Annotated in this window: 19 protein-coding genes and 1 tRNA gene; 11 read left to right on the forward strand and 9 right to left on the reverse strand. The window is 57.2% G+C overall.

Annotation, left to right across the window (positions count from 1 at the left end; all coding sequences use genetic code 11):
• Position 1 precedes the first annotated feature (1 nt).
• The 5 genes from SynPROS71_RS03985 to SynPROS71_RS04005 all read right to left on the reverse strand — a co-directional run bounded on the left by SynPROS71_RS03985 (position 2) and on the right by SynPROS71_RS04005 (position 4,993).
• Entirely contained in the window at positions 2-1,690 is a 1,689-nt protein-coding gene (locus tag SynPROS71_RS03985) for a cbb3-type cytochrome c oxidase subunit I (RefSeq protein WP_186596807.1), read from the reverse strand.
• Between the two features lie 5 nt (positions 1,691-1,695).
• Entirely contained in the window at positions 1,696-2,631 is a 936-nt protein-coding gene (locus SynPROS71_RS03990; protein ID WP_186596809.1) for a cytochrome c oxidase subunit II, read from the reverse strand.
• Entirely contained in the window at positions 2,628-3,263 is a 636-nt protein-coding gene (locus tag SynPROS71_RS03995) for a DUF2231 domain-containing protein (protein WP_186596811.1), read from the reverse strand. The genes SynPROS71_RS03990 and SynPROS71_RS03995 overlap by 4 nt, the downstream gene beginning before the upstream one ends.
• Positions 3,260-3,760 carry a DUF2231 domain-containing protein gene (locus SynPROS71_RS04000; RefSeq protein ID WP_186596813.1) on the reverse strand — a complete coding sequence of 167 codons (501 nt, stop codon included), beginning with the start codon at positions 3,758-3,760 and terminating at the stop codon, positions 3,260-3,262. The genes SynPROS71_RS03995 and SynPROS71_RS04000 overlap by 4 nt, the downstream gene beginning before the upstream one ends.
• 114 nt (positions 3,761-3,874) lie before the next feature.
• Positions 3,875-4,993: a calcium/sodium antiporter gene (locus SynPROS71_RS04005; RefSeq protein WP_186596815.1), complete on the reverse strand. Its 1,119-nt coding sequence runs from the start codon at positions 4,991-4,993 to the stop codon at positions 3,875-3,877.
• A gap of 90 nt (positions 4,994-5,083) precedes the next feature.
• On the opposite strand from SynPROS71_RS04005, the gene SynPROS71_RS04010 reads away from it, so the two are divergent.
• From SynPROS71_RS04010 to SynPROS71_RS04035, 6 genes are read left to right on the forward strand one after another with little or no spacing between them, the layout of a single operon-like run.
• Positions 5,084-6,763: a SulP family inorganic anion transporter gene (locus tag SynPROS71_RS04010; protein WP_255442360.1), complete on the forward strand. Its 1,680-nt coding sequence runs from the start codon at positions 5,084-5,086 to the stop codon at positions 6,761-6,763.
• 3 nt (positions 6,764-6,766) lie between these two features.
• Positions 6,767-7,882 carry a dihydroorotase gene (gene pyrC, locus SynPROS71_RS04015; protein ID WP_186596817.1) on the forward strand — a complete coding sequence of 372 codons (1,116 nt, stop codon included), beginning with the start codon at positions 6,767-6,769 and terminating at the stop codon, positions 7,880-7,882.
• A 31-nt stretch (positions 7,883-7,913) separates the two neighbouring features.
• Entirely contained in the window at positions 7,914-8,375 is a 462-nt protein-coding gene (locus tag SynPROS71_RS04020; protein ID WP_186596819.1) for a cupin domain-containing protein, read from the forward strand.
• Between the two features lie 17 nt (positions 8,376-8,392).
• A complete protein-coding gene (locus tag SynPROS71_RS04025; protein ID WP_186596821.1) occupies positions 8,393-9,340 on the forward strand; it encodes an SMP-30/gluconolactonase/LRE family protein in 948 nt (315 codons plus the stop codon).
• A gap of 17 nt (positions 9,341-9,357) precedes the next feature.
• A complete protein-coding gene (locus SynPROS71_RS04030) occupies positions 9,358-9,618 on the forward strand; it encodes a Nif11-like leader peptide family natural product precursor (RefSeq protein ID WP_186596823.1) in 261 nt (86 codons plus the stop codon).
• A 4-nt stretch (positions 9,619-9,622) separates the two neighbouring features.
• Positions 9,623-10,063: a heme-binding protein gene (locus tag SynPROS71_RS04035; RefSeq protein ID WP_186596825.1), complete on the forward strand. Its 441-nt coding sequence runs from the start codon at positions 9,623-9,625 to the stop codon at positions 10,061-10,063.
• Here the strand turns inward: SynPROS71_RS04035 and SynPROS71_RS04040 are convergent.
• A complete protein-coding gene (locus SynPROS71_RS04040; protein ID WP_186597857.1) occupies positions 10,038-10,814 on the reverse strand; it encodes an SDR family NAD(P)-dependent oxidoreductase in 777 nt (258 codons plus the stop codon). The two genes, SynPROS71_RS04035 and SynPROS71_RS04040, sit on opposite strands and share 26 nt — an antisense overlap.
• 133 nt (positions 10,815-10,947) lie before the next feature.
• Between SynPROS71_RS04040 and SynPROS71_RS04045 the strand changes: the two genes are divergently transcribed.
• Both SynPROS71_RS04045 and SynPROS71_RS04050 read left to right on the forward strand, forming a co-directional pair.
• Positions 10,948-11,787 carry a VOC family protein gene (locus SynPROS71_RS04045; RefSeq protein ID WP_255442362.1) on the forward strand — a complete coding sequence of 280 codons (840 nt, stop codon included), beginning with the start codon at positions 10,948-10,950 and terminating at the stop codon, positions 11,785-11,787.
• 61 nt (positions 11,788-11,848) lie between these two features.
• Complete coding sequence (locus SynPROS71_RS04050) at positions 11,849-12,340, forward strand: DoxX family protein (protein WP_186596827.1); 492 nt, start codon at positions 11,849-11,851, stop codon at positions 12,338-12,340.
• Here SynPROS71_RS04050 and SynPROS71_RS04055 read toward each other — a convergent pair whose 3' ends face one another.
• From SynPROS71_RS04055 to SynPROS71_RS04065, 3 genes are all read right to left on the reverse strand, one after another.
• Positions 12,341-13,939: a GMC oxidoreductase gene (locus SynPROS71_RS04055; protein ID WP_186596829.1), complete on the reverse strand. Its 1,599-nt coding sequence runs from the start codon at positions 13,937-13,939 to the stop codon at positions 12,341-12,343.
• An 88-nt stretch (positions 13,940-14,027) separates the two neighbouring features.
• The gene (locus tag SynPROS71_RS04060) at positions 14,028-16,724 is read right to left on the reverse strand and encodes a glucosidase (RefSeq protein WP_186596831.1); all 2,697 of its coding nucleotides are present in this window, start codon (positions 16,722-16,724) and stop codon (positions 14,028-14,030) included.
• Positions 16,725-16,808: 84 nt separating this feature from the next.
• Positions 16,809-16,894: transfer RNA gene (locus SynPROS71_RS04065), tRNA-Leu, on the reverse strand.
• Between the two features lie 18 nt (positions 16,895-16,912).
• Between SynPROS71_RS04065 and SynPROS71_RS04070 the strand changes: the two genes are divergently transcribed.
• From SynPROS71_RS04070 to trpA, 3 genes are read left to right on the forward strand one after another with little or no spacing between them, the layout of a single operon-like run.
• A complete protein-coding gene (locus tag SynPROS71_RS04070; RefSeq protein ID WP_255442363.1) occupies positions 16,913-17,203 on the forward strand; it encodes an NAD(P)H-quinone oxidoreductase subunit L in 291 nt (96 codons plus the stop codon).
• Between the two features lies 1 nt (position 17,204).
• A complete protein-coding gene (locus SynPROS71_RS04075) occupies positions 17,205-17,561 on the forward strand; it encodes a DUF3007 family protein (RefSeq protein WP_186596833.1) in 357 nt (118 codons plus the stop codon).
• Positions 17,562-17,592: 31 nt separating this feature from the next.
• Complete coding sequence (gene trpA / locus SynPROS71_RS04080; RefSeq protein ID WP_186596835.1) at positions 17,593-18,396, forward strand: tryptophan synthase subunit alpha; 804 nt, start codon at positions 17,593-17,595, stop codon at positions 18,394-18,396.
• Position 18,397 lies beyond the last annotated feature (1 nt).

Raw genomic sequence — 18,397 nt, forward strand, 5'->3', positions numbered from 1 at the left:
GTCAGGCCTCCTGGGCGCGTCGGATGTAAAACTCCTCGTCGGCCACAAAGGGCTCATGCAGCCCGTAGCCATAGGGGTTGTTGAGAACGGTTGGAACATCGTCCTCAAAGTTCTCTGCCGGAGGTGGTGACGGCAGAAGCCATTCCAAGCCGATGGCTCCCCATGGATTTGGGGGCGCTTTAGGACCTCGTGCCCAGGAGCTCACCATGTTCAGAATGAAGGGAATCGAGGCAACTCCCAGAAGGAAGGCGCCGATGCTGGCGAGTACATTCCAAATGGCGAATTCAGGGTCGTAGGACGCGACCCGTCTGGGCATGCCGAGCAAGCCCGCCCAGTGGAGCGGCAACCAGTTGAGAGTGCATCCAATAAAGGTGAGGGCAAAGTGAACCTTTCCCAGACCTTCGTAATACATGTGACCAGTAAATTTCGGGAACCAGTGATATACGGCGGCGAACACGCCTAAAACAATGGCGTTGAAGATCACATAGTGGAAGTGTGCTACCACAAAGTAAGTGTTCCCCACGTGGATATCGATGGGTATGGTTCCAAGCATCACGCCAGTGATGCCAGCGAAAATAAAATTCAGCAGTCCGCCCAGGCAGAAGAGCATGGGAGTGGTCAGACGAAGCTTTCCTCCCCAAAGCGTGGCCACCCATGCAAAGACCTTCACCCCGGTAGGGACTGCGATGGTCATGGTGGTGAACATGAAGAGGACGCGCATCCAGTTCGGGGTACCGGTATAGAACATGTGGTGAACCCACACGATCAGTGACAGAAACACGATTCCAAATGAGGCCAAAGCCACAAACTTGTAGCCAAACAGCGGTTTGCGCGCGTAGCAGGTGAAGACTTCAGAGAAGATGCCGAATACAGGCAGCACCATCACATACACCGCGGGGTGTGAATAGAACCAGAAGAAGTGCTGGTAAAGAACAGGATCTCCGCCGCCTTCGGGACGGAAAAAGCTTGTTCCAAAACTCAGATCAAACAGCAACATGATGGCGCCGCCAGTAAGCGCTGGAAGACCGATCAGCTGAATCGTCTGGGCTCCCCATGCTGTCCAGCAATACAGAGGCATTTTGAAGAAGCCCATGCCTGGGGCACGCATCCTGATGATTGTGGTGACGAAATTGATCGCTCCAAAGATGGATGACACACCAGAGAGGGCTACTGCAAGCAACCAGAGTTGTTCCCCATTCACGAAGTTGTTGAGAGGATTCTGGATGCTGATCGGTGGGTAGGACCACCAGCCAGCCTGAGCCGGTCCACCGGGGATGAAGAAGCTTCCCATCAGGAGCAAAGCGAACACTGGCACAAGCCAGAACGCTGCAGCATTGAGCCGAGGAAAGGCCATGTCGGGAGCACCGATCATCGTGGGAATCAACAGATTGTTGAGACCATTCAGAACCGGGAAAAGAAAGAGGAACAGCATCACTGTTCCGTGCATTGTGTAGAGACCGTTGTAGACGGTGGGGTCGACCAGATCAGCTGGTGGAGTGATCAGTTCACCCCGCATCACCATCGCCAGGAGCCCGCCAACAAGCAGGAAAAGCAACGAGGTGGCGATGTACTGAATGCCAATCACCTTGGCATCGGTGTTGAAGCTGAAAAAGCGCTTCCAGTTGTCTGGGGCACCGGGCACGGGGTGTGGCGCCTTGAGGATGCGTGGATCGAAATTGGTGGATGTCATGAATCTCAGGCGTCGTGGGGGATCGAGGCGTCACCGGGGTCATTCACCATCGGTGGTGGTGCCGGAGGGACGGTCGCCCATCCTTTATTCCCGTTGGCCAGTCGCTTGGCGTAGAGCTCATTGCCAGGGCTCAGGCCAGGTTGCAATGGCTGTTTCGCTGTTGCTGCCAGCCATTGGTTGTAGGAGTCTTCCGACTCAACAATCACGTCCGTTTGATTCTGGGAAAAGTAAGTACCACTGAACATGGCGTCCCTGAGCCGAAATCGCCCCTGCTTTGTGGGTGTGAGGCTGTAGGAAATCACACTGCCTGGAATGATGTCTTGCTTCAGTCGAAAGGCCGGAACGTAAAAGCTGTGATTCACATCTTCGCTGATCAATCGGAAATTAACGCGTTGATCAACGGGCAGGTGAAGCTCGGAACTTCTTGTTCCATCGGGGTAGACAAATTCCCAGCTCCATTGGCGTGAAATCACGTCGATCGGCCCAACTGTTGCTCGTGGATCCACTTCGGCAACGGCAATGGGGTCACTGCCGATGGCGTACTTGTGCTTAGGGCCAAGTGCATCGAGCTTGTCATTCACCTGCATGGAATAGATCGCAATCGCGAAGACGATCACGGTGGGAATGATCGTCCAGGTGATTTCGAGTCGGTTGTTGCCTTCAATCGGTTCGCCGTAACTCTCGTCGTACTTGGCTGCCCGATTGAATAGAAGCGTCCAGGCGATCACAGCGGTGAGGCCGAACCAAAGAAAGGAGCCAATGGCCGTTTCCAGGGCAAAGAGGTCATCCACATAAGGCGCGGCACTGGAGGCCTGGGGTGGGAACCAGCTGTAGGACCACTGGGCCATCTGGGCTGCAAGAGCCGTGTTGAGGGCAACCCCAATGGAAATGATCACGATGGCCTTGATGTTTGGCCCTTTCCGATCCGTCGATGTGGTCATGGGAGCACCTCCTTGAGATCAGCGCCTGCGGCAAGCAATTGGTCCGCTGTGATGTGCACGCCAAATTCGCTTGCGAGCCATGCACCGAGGCTTCCGTGCACACCCATCACAACCAGGATGAAAGCTCCGCTTGCCAGATAGAGCCAGGTCACCTGACGGCCGAGATCTTTTCTCCACACGAAGCGCTGGTAACCACGCCAGACCGTCATGGCCACGATGATCAAGAGCAGAGCGACTCCGCCAATGGCATGCCAGAGCATGGTGTCGATGGCGTTCTGGCCAATCACACTGCGGATTCCGGGCAGTGGAACCGCCAGGAGCATTTCGTAGAAGCCTGCGGCCACCGTGAAAAAGGTGATCACACTGCAAGCCAATACGTTGTACCAGCCCACATCATGGAATCCCGTGCGGGTGACGGGCAGGGCCAGAAAGCGGAAGATCCTTTTTTCGAGGGGATAGAAAGCACCTGCGAAATCAAAGGCGATGCCAATGGCAAACAACCCAATCGTGAAGTGCACAAGATTGGGGTGAATGGGAATGGCGTAAGGAAGATCGTTCGCTCCGAGTTGGTCAACGATGTCGTTGATCGGTGAGGGGATGGCAATCAACGATTGGATGGTGGCGATGCTCATGAAACGGCTCCGCTGCGAATCGCTTCCACCACGGGCACGGTGTGAAGCCCGTAGACCCAAACGAGCTTGTCGCCTAGATACACCTGGCAGAACACCAGCGTGGCCAGCACGCCATCAATGACGAGGAATCCCGAGGGCAGTGCTGTTGGGTCTTTCTGTCTCACCACATAGCGCCATCCTGTGAGCAGCCCAAGGACGCCCGCCAGCGACCAGCCGATGGTGCTGTGGTAATTGAGAATGTCTCTGGAGGCCCCGTAAGGCATCGCCAGGCCGGCTTCAATTTGGCCGAAAATGATGGCTACAAAAATGGCCACGGTGGCCACCACAAGGTTCCAGAAACTCACCTCGAAGAGGTTTCGGCGACGTGTCACGACACCCAAAACGTCGAACACGACAGTGATCAACGCCATCGCGATCACGAAGTGAACAACGATTGGGTGGATGACATCCAGCCAGGGAAGATTTTTATCGTTGAGAGATGGGAGCAACTCGAGCATCGGCAAGCGGAGCGACGCTCTTTAAGGATGGACAGCATTTCGACAGCAGTCATCCTTTCGTGAACGAATGCACCGATCGGTGTGGGGATGCCGACGCAACCGTTGTGTTGCCGATTACCTCGAAGGCAAATCGCGTTGTTTTTGATTGCGTTTGAGCTGTCGCCAATACAACCCAGCTTGAACGCTGATCACGACAATGACGGCAGGCAGGACCAGGCAGAGCATCACAATTCGGAATTCGTCCTGCCAGGTGGGCAAGGTGCGTGGGAGCACTTGGTCGACCACATAGAAGACGTACAGCGCCACCAGAATCCCCCCTTCCAGACGGGTGATCCGACCTCGGGTCCAGAAAATCGGAAGGCAGGCCAGGGCGGCCAACACCATCACCGGCAGATCCCGCTGAATCAACAGTGGGCTCACCTGCAGCCCGGTTCCACCGGCGGCAGCCACGGCACTGGCTCCCAGCACCAGCAGCTGATTGAGCAGATTGCTTCCCACCACATTGCCGATCGCCAGATCTGTTCTTCCCTTTACGGCTGCGACCAGTGAGGTGATGAGCTCGGGCATGGAGGTGCCTGCCGACACGATGGTCAGCCCGATTACGGCCTGACTCACTCCCAAAAAGGTGGCCGCCGCACTGGCTCCATGCACCAGAACGCGTGATCCAACGCCAAGGAGGATGATCCCGATCAGCAGCAGCCCCAGGGCACGGGCGACACCCCGTTTGCCCTGATCCGGATTCACTTCGGGTTCGGCTTCACCCACACCTTCGGGTTCTTCCCGTGCCGTGCGGATTTCCCAGACCGAATTAATCACTAACGCTAGAAGCAGCGCAAGCCCCGCCTGCCAGGTCACTCGTCCTGCCGAGGCCATTCCCCAAACGGCAGCCGAGACGGCAATCAGGAGGGGGACATCCCTTCGCACAAGTCGGCTCTCTACCCGAAGGGGCATCACCAAGGCACTACTGCCCAGCACCACCATCACATTGAAAATGTTGCTTCCCACAACGTTGCTCACGGCAAGGGCATCAAATCCCTGTGTCACCGAGCTCAAGCTCACGAACAATTCCGGAGCACTGGTGCCCAATGACACGACCGTGAGTCCAATCACCAGCTGGGGAATGCCGAAGATCAGCGACAGGGTCACCGCACCCTGCACAAAGAACTCACCACCGCCGAACAGCAGGGCGATTCCGATCAGAACTTCCAGAAATGCTGACAGAAACGGAGGCATCGCTATTTGAGGCCAGACCTCATTGTGCGCTTTCGACCATCAGCCCCTACAGGTCCGATTCTCTTTGCCGGACTTAGCATTCCGCCACGATTGGCCTGCAACGTCGTGTTTCTGAATCACATCAGCACCCGCAACATCCTTGGGGACGTCTTCGGAGGACTGACAGCTGCTGTGGTGGCTCTGCCCATGGCACTGGCCTTCGGAGTGGCCTCCGGGGCGGGCGCTGCTGCTGGTTTATGGGGTGCCGTGATCATCGGCTTGATGGCTTCCCTGTTCGGGGGGACACCCACGCTCATCTCCGAGCCCACTGGTCCGATGACGGTGGTGTTCACCGCGGTGATCCTGAGCTTCACGAGCCAGATTCCTGATCGGGGCACCGCTCTGGCGATGGCCTTCACCGTGGTGGTGCTGGCGGGTGTGTTCCAGATCCTGTTCGGATTCTTCCGACTCGGGCGATACATCACGATGATGCCCTACACGGTGATTTCCGGGTTCATGTCCGGAATCGGCGTGATCCTGGTGATTCTTCAGCTCGCGCCTTTCCTTGGACAGAACAGTCCGAGTGGGGGAGTGATCGGAACACTGAGCAGTCTTCCGGAGCTCGCGGCAGGGATTCAGCCGCTTGAGCTCGGCCTTGCCGTGATCACACTGCTGATCCTCTGGTTCACACCTGAACAGCTGAAGCGATACTGCCCTCCCCAGCTGTTGGCACTGGTGATCGGAACAGTGCTGTCCTTAACGTTGTTCGGCGATGTGGAGTTCCGTCGAATCGGTGCGTTCACCGCTGAGTTCCCCTCCTTTCAAGTCCCGACGTTCTCCACCGATCAGATCCGCTTGATGGTGGTGAATGGTGCGGTTCTGGGCATGCTCGGCTGTATCGATGCGCTGCTCACATCGGTTGTGGCTGACAGCCTCACCCGCACAGAGCACGATTCCAATAAAGAACTGATCGGCCAAGGGCTTGGCAATGTGATGTCTGGGCTGTTCGGTGGCCTCCCGGGCGCTGGCGCAACGATGGGGACCGTTGTGAATATCCAGGCTGGTGGACGATCTGCCCTTTCGGGCATCGTTCGTTCCTTGATCCTGATGCTGGTGATCCTGCTTGCGGCCCCATTGGCCTCTCGCATCCCCTTGGCCGTGCTTGCGGGTATCGCCCTCAAGGTCGGTTTCGACATCATCGACTGGAGCTTTCTCAAGCGGGCGCATCATCTCTCGATCAAGGCCGCCTGCATCACGTATGGCGTGATCGCTCTCACTGTGTTGGTTGATTTGATCTGGGCGGTGTTCATTGGGGTTTTCGTGGCGAATGTGCTCACGATTGAGCGGATGACTGCGCTTCAGGCCAAAGGGGTGAAGACCATCACCACGACCGACGATGACGTTGAACTGCCAGAGCAGGAGCAGGCTTTGCTCGATCAGGCCTCAGGGCGTCTATTGCTCTTCCAGCTCACCGGCCCGATGATTTTTGGTGTCGCCAAGACCATCAGTCGTGAACACAACGCCATCGAAGACTGCGACGCTGTGCTGTTTGACCTGAGCGAAGTCTCCCACCTGGGTGTGACGGCATCGTTGGCGTTGGAGAATGCCATCAAGGAAGCCGTGGAAGTTGGCCGTTCTGTCTACCTTGTCGTGCTTGCTGGATCAGCCACACGCACCCGTCTCGAAAAGCTCAAGCTTCTTGAACTTCTTCCCGATCACCATGTGAGCGAGAATCGCGAAGAGATTCTCCGCCGAGCAGTCGGCGAGCTTCCCGTTCTTCAGGAGGTCTGACCATTGCAGGACAGTCCCAGCCGGCTGGTGCTTCGGCGCCCCGACGACTGGCATGTGCACCTGCGCGATGGAGCCATGCTCAGAGCCGTCGCTCCTGCGACAGCCAGGGTGTTTGCGAGGGCGATTGTGATGCCCAACCTGAAACCACCAGTGACCACGGTGGATCAGGCGCGCGCATACCGACAGAGAATTTTGGAGGCAGTCCCAGCGGATACGCGATTTGAGCCGCTGATGACGGCCTATCTCACCGATCACATTGATCCATCTGAGCTTGAGCGTGGATTCACGGAAGGCGTGTTCACGGCAGCCAAGCTCTACCCAGCCAATGCCACCACCAATTCAGCCGCTGGCGTGAGCGATCTCTCCAGGATCAGCAAGGTGCTGGAGCGGATGGAGGCTATCGACATGCCTCTTCTCATCCATGGAGAGGTCACGGATGCTGATGTGGATGTGTTTGATCGGGAAGCTGCATTCATCGAATCCCACCTGATCCCCCTTCGCCAGCGTTATCCGGCCCTGCGCATCGTGCTGGAACACATCACCACGGAGCAGGCTGTCGATTTCATTCGTACTGCAAGCTTGGCCGGTGATTCGCGCCTGGCAGCCACCATCACGCCGCATCATCTGCATCTCAATCGCAACGCGATGTTCATGGGTGGTTTGCGCAGCGACTTCTATTGCCTTCCGGTTGTGAAGAGGGAATGCCATCGACGCGCCTTGGTGAAGGCGGCCACCAGTGGCCTGTCCTGTTTCTTTCTCGGAACCGATTCAGCACCCCATCCTCGTTCAGGCAAGGAATCGGCCTGTGGGTGTGCCGGCATCTTCAATGCGGTGCATGCTCTCGAAAGTTATGCCGCCGTGTTCGAGCAGGAGGGGGCTCTTGAGCATCTCCAGGGGTTTGCCAGTGAGCATGGGCCCCGTTTCTACGGCCTTCCCCTGAATGACGAATCCCTCACACTTGTGAAACGGAAACAGAAGGTTCCCAATCACCTTGCATCGGAGCCAGCGAACCAGTTCGCAGAGTCGGGGCTCGAAGCCGGTGAATGGCCCGTGCTGTTCCATGCAGGTGAAACGTTGAATTGGTCGGTGCATGTGGATGGGCAAGCGGAGACGAACTGAATAGGGTTCGTGGAGGCGAACATCTCATTCCATGGGCGATCCCCAAATCCAGACTCCCGCTGCAGAACAGTATTGGCATCTGTGGACGGACGCCGAGGGCATGAGTCGTCATCAGCTCTGCACGATCAGTGAGTTCAAGCTCGGCCGCCTCGGGCCGCGAAACTCACCGCAGTTCTCCCGCGATCTGATCAAGGACGGTAATGCATTCGTGACGTATCTGCCCGTGGGTTGGACAGCCGATTGGCATGAAAACCCTGAGCCCAAATGGATCTACATCTTGCGCGGAGCTTGGGCTGTTACGAGCATGGATGGTCAGCGGGTTGTCATGAAAGCTGGTGAATACTCCTATGGGGGAGATCAGGGCTGCGTGATGACATCCGATGGTCGTTTCGGCCATCTGTCCGAACAGGTTGGCGATGAACCGTGCGTGCAGCTGGTGATCCAGCGCAATGACAATGCCTGGCGCAATCTTCCCCCAGGTTCATTCAGCTGAAACAAGCGATCGCAGCGATGAACATTTACCGAAGCGATTTCGTTGAAACAAGGCTTGAGGCGCTGGATCCTCGATTCAGTTCTCTGGTCTTGTTCAATGCCCAGTTGGAACGTCTGTTTGATGGTTGCCGATGGCTTGAAGGTCCTGTGTGGCTTGGTGATCAGCAGCGCCTTTTGGTTTCCGATATCCCCAACGACCGAATTCTTGCTTGGGATGAGGTGCATGGATTGAGCGTGTTCCGCCACAGTGCAGGATTCCCGAATGGTCAGACGCGGGATCGTCAAGGACGTTTGCTGACATGCAGCCACCGCGATCGTGCCGTGTTGCGAACCGAGCACAACGGCAAAGTGACGTCGTTGGTGGACTCCCATCAGGGAAAGTCTCTCAATACACCCAATGATGTGGTGGTGAAACGGGACGGCACCATCTGGTTTAGTGATCCGGTGTATGGGCTTGTCAATGATTACGAGGGCGGTCGGCGGTCTTCGTTGCAAGCTCCTGTGGTTTACCGCTTTGACCCAGCGGATGGCTCATTGCAAGCCATGACCACCCCAGATGAAGTGTCTGGTCCGAATGGTCTGGCCTTTTCGCCGGATGAGTCCCTGTTGTACGTCGTCGATACCGGAGCCCCGGACGATCCCGTTGCCGATCGACTGATTCACGTGTTTGATGTTGTTGAGGGTGGCCGGCAACTCGAAGGACGACGGGATTTCCACCGGGTGAATAACGGCAATGCCGATGGCATTCGTGTGGATGAGGTCGGCAATGTCTGGAGCAGCGCAGGCAATGGTGTGCACTGCATCGCTCCCGACGGAACTCTGCTGGGGCGCATTGCCACGCCGCGCCTCGTCAGCAATCTCTGTTTTGGCGGTGTTCATGGCAACCGACTGTTTCTGTGCAGTTGGGACACCGTGTATTCCATCCACGTCAACACCAGGGGCCTTCAGCACCCAGCCCTGCCCTGACCCATTTCTGAACTCCAATGACCAGTAATCCTCAACTTGAAGCGTTTCTCAGCAAGGTGAAAGGTGATTCCGACCTGCTGAAACAGTTCCACTCCGCCGCATGCCTTAATGACATCGCTGCCATGGGGGCTGGGATGGGCTTTCAATTCACAGGCGTCGACATTCTTTTGCATCAGGCCTCAGCCACGCTGAAGCTCTCTGCGGATGCCTTAGAGGCCCTGGCTGCAGGTGTGGAATTGGAAGGGCATCTCTGGAAGATGGCCATTCAGTGGACCTGAATCCATGCAGATGATTCCTTGCCTGGACCTCGCTGATGCCGAGGCGATTGTCTCCTCCGCGCTCCAGGCGGCTGAACGCTCTGCGTCGCAGGTGTCGATTGCAGTGGTGGATGGGGCTGGACTGCTGATCCGTTTCAGTCGGATCGATGGCGCATCAGCGGCAAGCGTTGAAGCGGCCACAGCCAAAGCGCGGACGGCCGCTTTGACAGGAAACGACAGCGCCGCTGCCGAGCAGGCCATCGCATCCGGGCGTCTGGCCTTGCTCTCGCTGCAGGGGGTTCTCCACCAGCCTTGCGCTCTGATGGCTGGTGGTCTTGTGCTGCGCTCCCAGGGAGTTGTGGTGGGGGCGATCGGCGTGTCTGGGATGACTCCTGATCAGGACACTGCGATCGCCCGAGCTGGCGCCGACTGTTTTGAGCTCAGAGCCCAGGGCTGCTCATCATGATGCCGCCGTCAGCAAACACGCTGGTAGCGGTCATGTAGCTGGCTCCATTGCTGGCGAGAAATGCCACCACGGAGGCGATTTCTTCGGGCTGAGCCATGCGCCCCATGGGGATCGCTGCATTGAGCTTGGCCAAAAGCTCAGGATTGTTGATCGTGGAGTCGTTGATTGGCGTCGCCACGGCTCCGGGACCCACATTCACAATCGAGACTCCTTTGCTAGCCAGTTCCACACCGGCGGTGCGGGTGAGCATGCGCACACCGCCCTTGGCCACGCAGTAGGGCGTGTTGTCCGGCATCGGCCAGTCTTCATGAACCGATGAGATGTTGATGATCCTGCCGCCGCTGCCTTGAGCGATCATCTGTTTGGCTGCGAACTGCGTGGCGAAGAACACGCCACGGAGATTCACATTCATCACTTTGTCGTAGTCCTCGGGAGTGGTGTTGAGGATCGAGGTACGGGTTTCGATTCCTGCGTTGTTCACCATGACGTCGACCTTTCCGAACGTCTTCACTGCAGTGTCAATCAGCCGTTGAAGATCATCCAGCTTGGCCACGTCGGCCTGAACACCAATGGCTTGGCCGCCCAGTTCGCCGATTTCTTCGATCAGCTCTTCGGTGCGTTCGGGATGGGAGCGGTAATCGATCACCACTTTCGCGCCCAGGCCGCCAACCGCTTCAACGATCGACTTGCCGATTCCGGAATTGCCGCCGGTGACAATGATCACTTTGTCGCGAAGACAAAGTGATGTCATGGCCTTGGGGACCTGGTTGGTCATGGGAATTGGTGAAAGACTCTCATTGGATAGCCGGTTTTTGTCGGGCTTGCTGTGTTGTGTTGCGTCCTCCAGAACGCGCTAAGACGCCTTTAAAGCGTTTTGTCTGGCCATGACTGACTCCCTTCGACCCTCGCCCGCGGTGGAGGGAGTGGCGTTCTCTCTGCCAGAACCGCATGCTCTTGATCCACTGTTCAGCGCCCTCGGCGTCACTGCCCACGGCAGCACGATGCTCGATGGCGCAGCGCTCCGGCGTCGTTTCGGCCTCAATGAAGGACGAGCGACAGTGCATCACCATCGCCTCGGCTCGGAACGTCTTGACACCATCACGTTTGAGGACTGTCCTCCCGCAACGTCTTTACAACCGGGCCCTGCCAACACCTTGTGGTTTCAGCACGTGGCGATCGTGGTGAGTGACATGAACCGTGCGGCTGCCTGTTTGATGCCGATGGTGACACCCATTTCCGATTCCCCCCAGTGGCTCCCCAACGGAGTAGCGGCATGGAAGTTCAGGAACGCGGCCGGCCATGCCATGGAACTGCTGTGGTTTCCCTCCGAACTGGGCCACCCCCGTTGGCATCAGTCCAATCCTCCGCTCTTTCAAGGGCTTGATCACACAGCGATCGCCATCAGTGACAGCGACCGCAGCCTTGCTTTCTACGGCTGTGATCTCAGGCTCCAGTTGCGTTACGCCACGCTCAATCAGGGGCTTGAACAGGAGCGCTTGGATGGCCTGAAAGATGCTCGGGTTGCGATTCACGGCGTGAGTGGCTCCAGTCCCTGTGGGGTGGAGTTCCTTCGTTATCTGCACCCGGCCCCTTGCGAACCAACAGCAGCGTCTCTGCAGCCTCAGGATGCGTTGTACGCGCAAATCCTTGTGCGCGATCCGGATGCTGGGCACGGCCGATTGCTGAGTGATCCTGATGGGCATCGACTCTGGATCGAGTCTTAAGACAATCCTTAACGTTCAGGTTGGGCTTGCTTTCTAGCGTTCGGTAAATGCGTCCTGTTCGTTGGATCTCATCTCCCTGATTCTCCCCGCTGCGCCGACCGGGCCCGCTGCAGGAGGCTTGCTTTTGCTGCGTGTGTTCACGGGACTGGTGTTCATTCGCCACGGGTGGCCGAAGTTAAGCAATCTCAGCACCTGGGCTGCAGCGATGAACACTCCGGCTTGGCTCTGTTTCCTCTCGGCTTTTTCAATGTGGGCCGGAGGGATTGCTCTGATCTTCGGAGTTCTCACACCTCTTGCTGCATTGGCGATCGCTGTTTCGATGCTTTACGCCGTTGTGTTGGAGATCAAGAATGGATTTCCCTTTATTGCCCCAGATCCCTTTCAGATTCCGGAAGGTGATTATGTGGGACCCATGGGTGTGGGCGACCCTCCGAGTTGGGAAAAAGCAGCCATGTACGTGGTGATGTGTGGTGTGCTGATCACTGCTGGAGGAGGTCCTTTCAGCCTGGACCTGGCTTTCGTTGCACCGAAAGTTCAGTCCTGGCTGGGCTGATCAGCCCAACCGCTCCTTGAGGTGATCGGCGACGCGGATCGCATTAGCAATCGCGGTGAGTGAAGGATTCACTGCCGAACTGCTGGGAAAGAAGCTTGTATCCACCACATAAAGATTGTCCACATCATGGGTGCGGCAGTTGAGGTCTAGTACCGATGTGGCGGGATCGGTGCCGAAGCGGCAGGTCCCCATCTGGTGACCGACAGCTGCAATATCCATGGAGGAGGCGAAGTACACCTGACGCTCAGCCAGGTGATTTTGCAGATAAAGCTTGTCGAGAAGGCCTTCCAGTCTGTTTATCAGCTCCTGGGATGCCCGGTCGTTGGTCATGGTGTAGCTCAGCTTGATCTGGCCGTTGGCATTCACGGTGACCCGGTTGTCGGGGCGTGGCAGGTCTTCGGTTTGCAACCAGAAATCAAGCGAATGCTCAGCGATGCGATCCATGCTCCAGGTGGGAGCGAGAGCCGTTAAACGAGGCTTGTAGCCCTTGATCATGGCTCCGTTCGTCTTGCCGGTCATCTGCACATTGCCCATCGGGTAATCGAAGGCGTTGTCGCCGAAATACCAGTCGTTCACTGCGACGGTCTTCTGGAAGATTGTTGTGTTTGGCTCATGGGCAAGGGCCACCACGGCCTTGCAGTTGTGGAACATGTAATTCCTTCCCACCTGATCGGAGCTGTTCGCCAGTCCCTTGGGATGGGCATCATTGGCCGACATCAGCAACAGTCGGGCAGAGTTCGCTGCCCCAGCTGAAATCACCACAATGTCTCCCCGGAAGCGGCGCTCTTCACCACGGTGATTCACAACGACTTCGGTGATCTCACGACCGCTGGCGTCAGTCTTGAGCTTGCAGACTTCCGCTTCGGTCAGCATAAAAACGTTGTCGTGATCCAGGGCTGGACGTACACCCATCACCTCGGCATCGCCTTTGGCGTGCACGAGACAGGGGAAACCGTCGCAGCGATTGCAGCGCACACAGGCGCTGAAGGCTGGATCCAGCTCATTCATGGCCACGCCGGTTGGTGCATGGAACGGATGAAGACCGGCGGAGCGCAGATCAGTCACCAGTTTCTGCATCCGAGGTTCGTGGCTGATCGGTGCGTAGGGGTAAGGCGATGACGCCGGTGGCTCGGTGGGGTCCTCTCCTCGTTCGCCATGCACGTGATACCACTCTTCGGCTTTGCGGTAGTAAGGCTCGAAGACGTCGTATTTGAGGGGCCACTCCGGTGACTCGCCGTCGACGTGAATCACCGATTCAAAATCCCTTTCCCGAAGGCGGAAGTGGGCTGCTCCATACATCTTTGAAGCACCACCGACGAAGTAATGACTTCCGGGTTGAAATTCCTTTCCGTTCTTGTCGAGCCAGGGATCGGTTGAGACGTAGCGATCCTTCTGAAAGACTTCCACTGGGTCCCAGTTCTGAGGTTCTCGCGGCAGCCAGCCACCTCGCTCCAGGATCAGAATCGAATGCCCTGAATCGGCCAGGGCCCGTGCCAGAGAACCGCCGCCTGCACCGCTGCCGATGATCACCACATTGAAGTGATCGCCTTTGGGCTCCATCGGCGTCTGACGCTGCGCGGAGCAGGTAGCAAAGTCCATCAGTGGCACTTAAAGCACTACCTAAACGGTAGGTAAGGCTTTCGGTGACGTCAGGAGATGCGTGTTGAGCCGAACCGACTGGAGGGGGTTAAGGCTGCCAACGATTCAACTGCGTGATCATTTTGGCAACAATGGCGCTCCACCCTGTCTGATGACTGGCTCCGACGCCCGCGCCGCTGCAGCCATGAAAATATTCATTGAATAGGAAGAGATCACGCCACAGAGGGTCCTGCTGAAACTGTTCAACGGGACCATTGAAGGCCCGTCGTCCGTCGGCGTCGCGGCGGAAGATGCCGATCAGTCGTTGTTCTAACTCCAGAGAAATCTGCCAGAGATTTAATTCCCGGCCGGACCCTGTCGGGAATTCCATTTTGAAATCGTCGCCAAAGAAATGACCGAATTTCTGGAGCGCTTCGATCAGAAGGTAGTTGATCGGCATCCAGATGGGGCCACGCCAGTTGGAGTTGCCTCCGAACATGGCGACAGGGCTGTCTGCTGGGCTGTAGCTGATCGTGGCGTAGTCGTCTCCCTGCTGGTAGGAGTAAGGATTTTTGTCGTAGATCTTCGAGAGGCTGCGAATGCCGTAAGGAGACAGGAACTCCTGCTCATCGAACACTCTGGTGAGAATCCGACGCAAGCGATCGGGAGGCACGATCGAAAACAAAACCCGGTCCCGGTGCCATGTGCCGAGGTGCGTGATCGCATCAAAGGGGACCCCGCGCTCTTTCCCCAGTTCATTGAGGTAGCTGCGAACATCCAGGGCTGGAATTGAATCCACTGTCTGGGCATCAAAGGTGGCGATGGCTAGCAGTGGAATCAGCCCGCTCAGAGAGCGGGTGCGCAGGTAATCGGAGCTCCCGTCCGGCCGTTTCAGCACGTCGTAATAAAAACCATCCGCTTCATCCCAATTCACGAATCCACGCCCTGAGGGACTGTTCAGGGCATAGGTCAGCCGACTGAAGTCGCTGACAAAGCGCTCGCATAAGCCTTTGTATTCCTCGCGATCACTCGCAAGCAGAACGCAGGCCTCCAGCATGTTGAGACTGAGCATTCCCATCCAGGCTGTGCCATCGGATTGCTCGATCCGACTGCCGTCTCTCAGGGGGTAGCGGCGATCGAAGATGGCGATGTTGTCGAGTCCGAGGAAGCCGCCTTCGAACAGGCTGTCGCCGTTGCGATCCGTGCGGTTGGCCCACCAGCCGTATTCGAGCAGAAGTTCCCGCAGGCTGGCGCGAAGGAAGGGATAGTCCTTTTGCCCATGGCTGCGCTGGGAGATCTGGAAAATGCGCAGGCTGGCCCAGGCTCCGATCGGTGGATTGGCATCGGACAAGGCCCATTCATAGGCGGGTGATTGCCCGTTGTTGGCTGTCAGGCTCGCCTGTCGCAGCATGCGGGCCTGACGTTTCGCTTCACCGGGGTCGAGTTCTGCAAAAGCTACGGCGTGAACCATCAGATCCCACTGGCAGAAATAGGGATATTCCCAGCAGTCGGGCATCGAAATGATGTTGCGTGCACGCAGGGTCTTCCAGTAGGCGTTCTCTGTGTGCCAACGCTGCTCAGGAGGACGCGGAGCATTGCTGTCGCCGCGCAACCATCGGGCGACATACCAGTTGTAAAACTTGCGACACCAGAACAGTCCGGCTGCGGCCGCGGCGTGGATCGCCCGATCTTCCGTACCAAGGCCGGGTGCCACCCACTGCAAGTGATCCTCCCAGTCCTGTCGGCGCTGGCGAATGACGGCGTCCACTTGACTGGACTCCATCGGGTCTGGAGCCTTCGCTCCGTGATGGTCATGCCGGCAGAGGCGCAGATTCACCTGCCAGACCTCGCCTGGTTCGAGACGGCGTTGGAGATGAAGCGCCGCTTTGCTTCCCTCGCCGCTTGGGTTCACTGCGTCTGTTTGTGCTTCGATCAGATATCGGTGAAAAGCATCCTTCACATAAGGCTGGTGAAGCGGTTGGTTGTAGAGGCGCTCGGTGTTGGTTTCATTCTCCGTGAACAGCCAGTTGCCCTGCTCGCTGCAGCTGAGGTTGTAAGACGCCAACCCTTTCAATGCATCACTCACTACGGCATCGCCTGCAACACGAAGTCGTGGCCGCGCACTGTCTTCATCACCCCAGTCCCAGGTGTTGCGGAACCAGAGACTGGGAAGCAGATGAAGATCCGCGGCTTCTGATCCCTGGTTGGTCACCGTGAGGCGGATCAGCAGATCCTCCGGAGAGACCTTCGCGTATTCGACTTCCAGATCGAAGAAGCGGTTTTCAGAGAAAATTCCGGTGTCGACCAACTCGAATTCAGGCTCATCCCGGCTGCGGCGTCGGTTCTCATCCCGCAGCCGTTCGTAGGGAAAGCGTTCCTGCGGATAGCGGTACAGGGCCTTGGCGTAGCTGCAGGTCGGTGTGCCCGCCTGGTGGTACATCGTGTCTTTGAGGTCTTCCCCGTGATTGCCTTCAGGGTTGCCCAGACCGAACAAGCGTTCCTTGAGCACAGGATCTTTCCCGTTCCAAAGCACGGGAGCGAAGCAAAGCAGACCGTTTTCATCGCTCAGTCCGAGAAGTCCATCTTCACCCCAGCGATAAGTTCGTAAGTGGCTGTGATCGAAGGGAAAAGAGTTCCAGGCATTGCCATCGTCCGAATAATCCTCACGGACCGTTCCCCACTGGCGGTCGCTGAGATAGGTCCCCCAGAGGTCCCATGGCTTCAGTCCCGCATCCCTTTCCCGGGATCGAACCAACTCCATCGGCTCTTCGCCCAATTGAGCGGTAGAGATTGGGGACGTAGTCATGCGCCGATCTGATTCCTTGCCCCAGAACGTAGAGAGGGATTCACAGACTGCCCATAGAAGGGTCCGCTCAACAGGAAGGTCGGATGGGGGCGGGGGGACTTGAACCCCCACAAGCTTTTCAGCTCAAACGATTTTAAGTCGCGTGCGTCTACCGATTCCGCCACGCCCCCGGAAACCCACTGGTTCCGATGCGGCATCCTAGATTCTCCTGTGGACGGGAATCATCAGTGACGATTGAGACGCTTCTGAATGCTTTTCCCCAGGAGACTCTCCTGGTGATCGGTGCCTACGGCGCCCTCGGAGCGGCTTATCTCGTGGTCATCCCGCTCTTTCTTTATTTCTGGATGAACCGTCGCTGGACGGTGATGGGGAAGCTGGAGCGACTGGGAATCTATGGACTGGTCTTTCTTTTCTTCCCAGGGTTGATCCTCTTTGCACCCTTCCTCAATCTGCGACTCAGCGGCCAAGGAGACGTTTGATTTGACGCGAGCAGGAGTTTTGTCGCTAGGAGCCGCCCTGCTAGTGGCCGGGGCCCTGGGATATGCGGCTTTTCAAGCACTGGGTCTGGAGGGATTTTCAGCTGGTATCGCTGCAGAAGCTCTGTTGGTGCTTGTGGTGGTTGTGTGGACAAGCAGTTATCTCTTTCGGGTCATCACCGGTCGAATGACCTACATGCAACAAAGGCGCAATTACAGAGCTGAGTACGACGCTCTTACGGATCAGCAGTTGCAGGCGCGTTTCGATGCCATGACTCCTGAAGAGCAAGCGGCATTATTGGCCTCAGTCTCTGGTGAGAAGCCTGAGGAATCCCAGGACAAGGTTTCTTCCGACTCGTAGGCTCGCTGCCATCACATTGTCTGACTCTGCGATGCAGCCCTCGTCAAGAATCGCTGAGGTCTTCGCCCAGACCGCTCGTGAGCAGCGTCTCGCACTGATGCCTTTCATCGTGGCTGGAGATCCGAATCTCGAAAGTACGGCCGAAATTCTTCTCAGCCTTCAATCCAATGGTGCTGATGTGGTGGAACTGGGCATTCCTTACAGCGATCCACTGGCGGATGGTCCGGTGATTCAATCTGCCGCTTATCGGGCGCTGGCTCAGAACACCACGCCATCCAACGTTCTGACCATGCTGCATGGTTTGCGCGATCGTTTGACGATGCCAGTCGTGCTGTTCACCTACAGCAATCCACTGCTGAACCGTGGTGCGGAACAATTCTTCGCTGAAGCGGCAGCTGCTGGAGTCGCAGGACTGGTCGTGCCCGATCTTCCCTTGGAAGAAGCTGAACGTTTGTCTCCGCTGGCTGCTCAGCAAGGCCTTGATCTGGTTCTGCTTGTGGCGCCCACCACTCCAGAAGAGCGTCGGCGCAGGATCGCGACATCCAGCCGCGGATTCACGTATCTCGTCAGCGTTACAGGAGTGACGGGTGAACGTGCATCTCTTCAAGATCGTGTGGCAGAGCTGGTGCTTTCGTTAAAGGGATTGGAGGCTGGACCTGTTGCGGTTGGGTTTGGAATCTCAGGGGCTGATCAGGTCCGTCAGGTCCGTGAGTGGGGGGCTGATGGCGCCATTATTGGCAGTGCCTTAGTCAAAAGAATCGCCGCTGCACAACCGGGTTGCGCAGCGGCGGAAGCAGGTGAATTTTGCCGGGAACTTCGAGAGGCTGCCGGCTGAT

Origin of the sequence: Synechococcus sp. PROS-7-1 (genome assembly GCF_014279795.1) — a bacterium.
Classification (GTDB): Bacteria; Cyanobacteriota; Cyanobacteriia; order PCC-6307; family Cyanobiaceae; genus Synechococcus_C.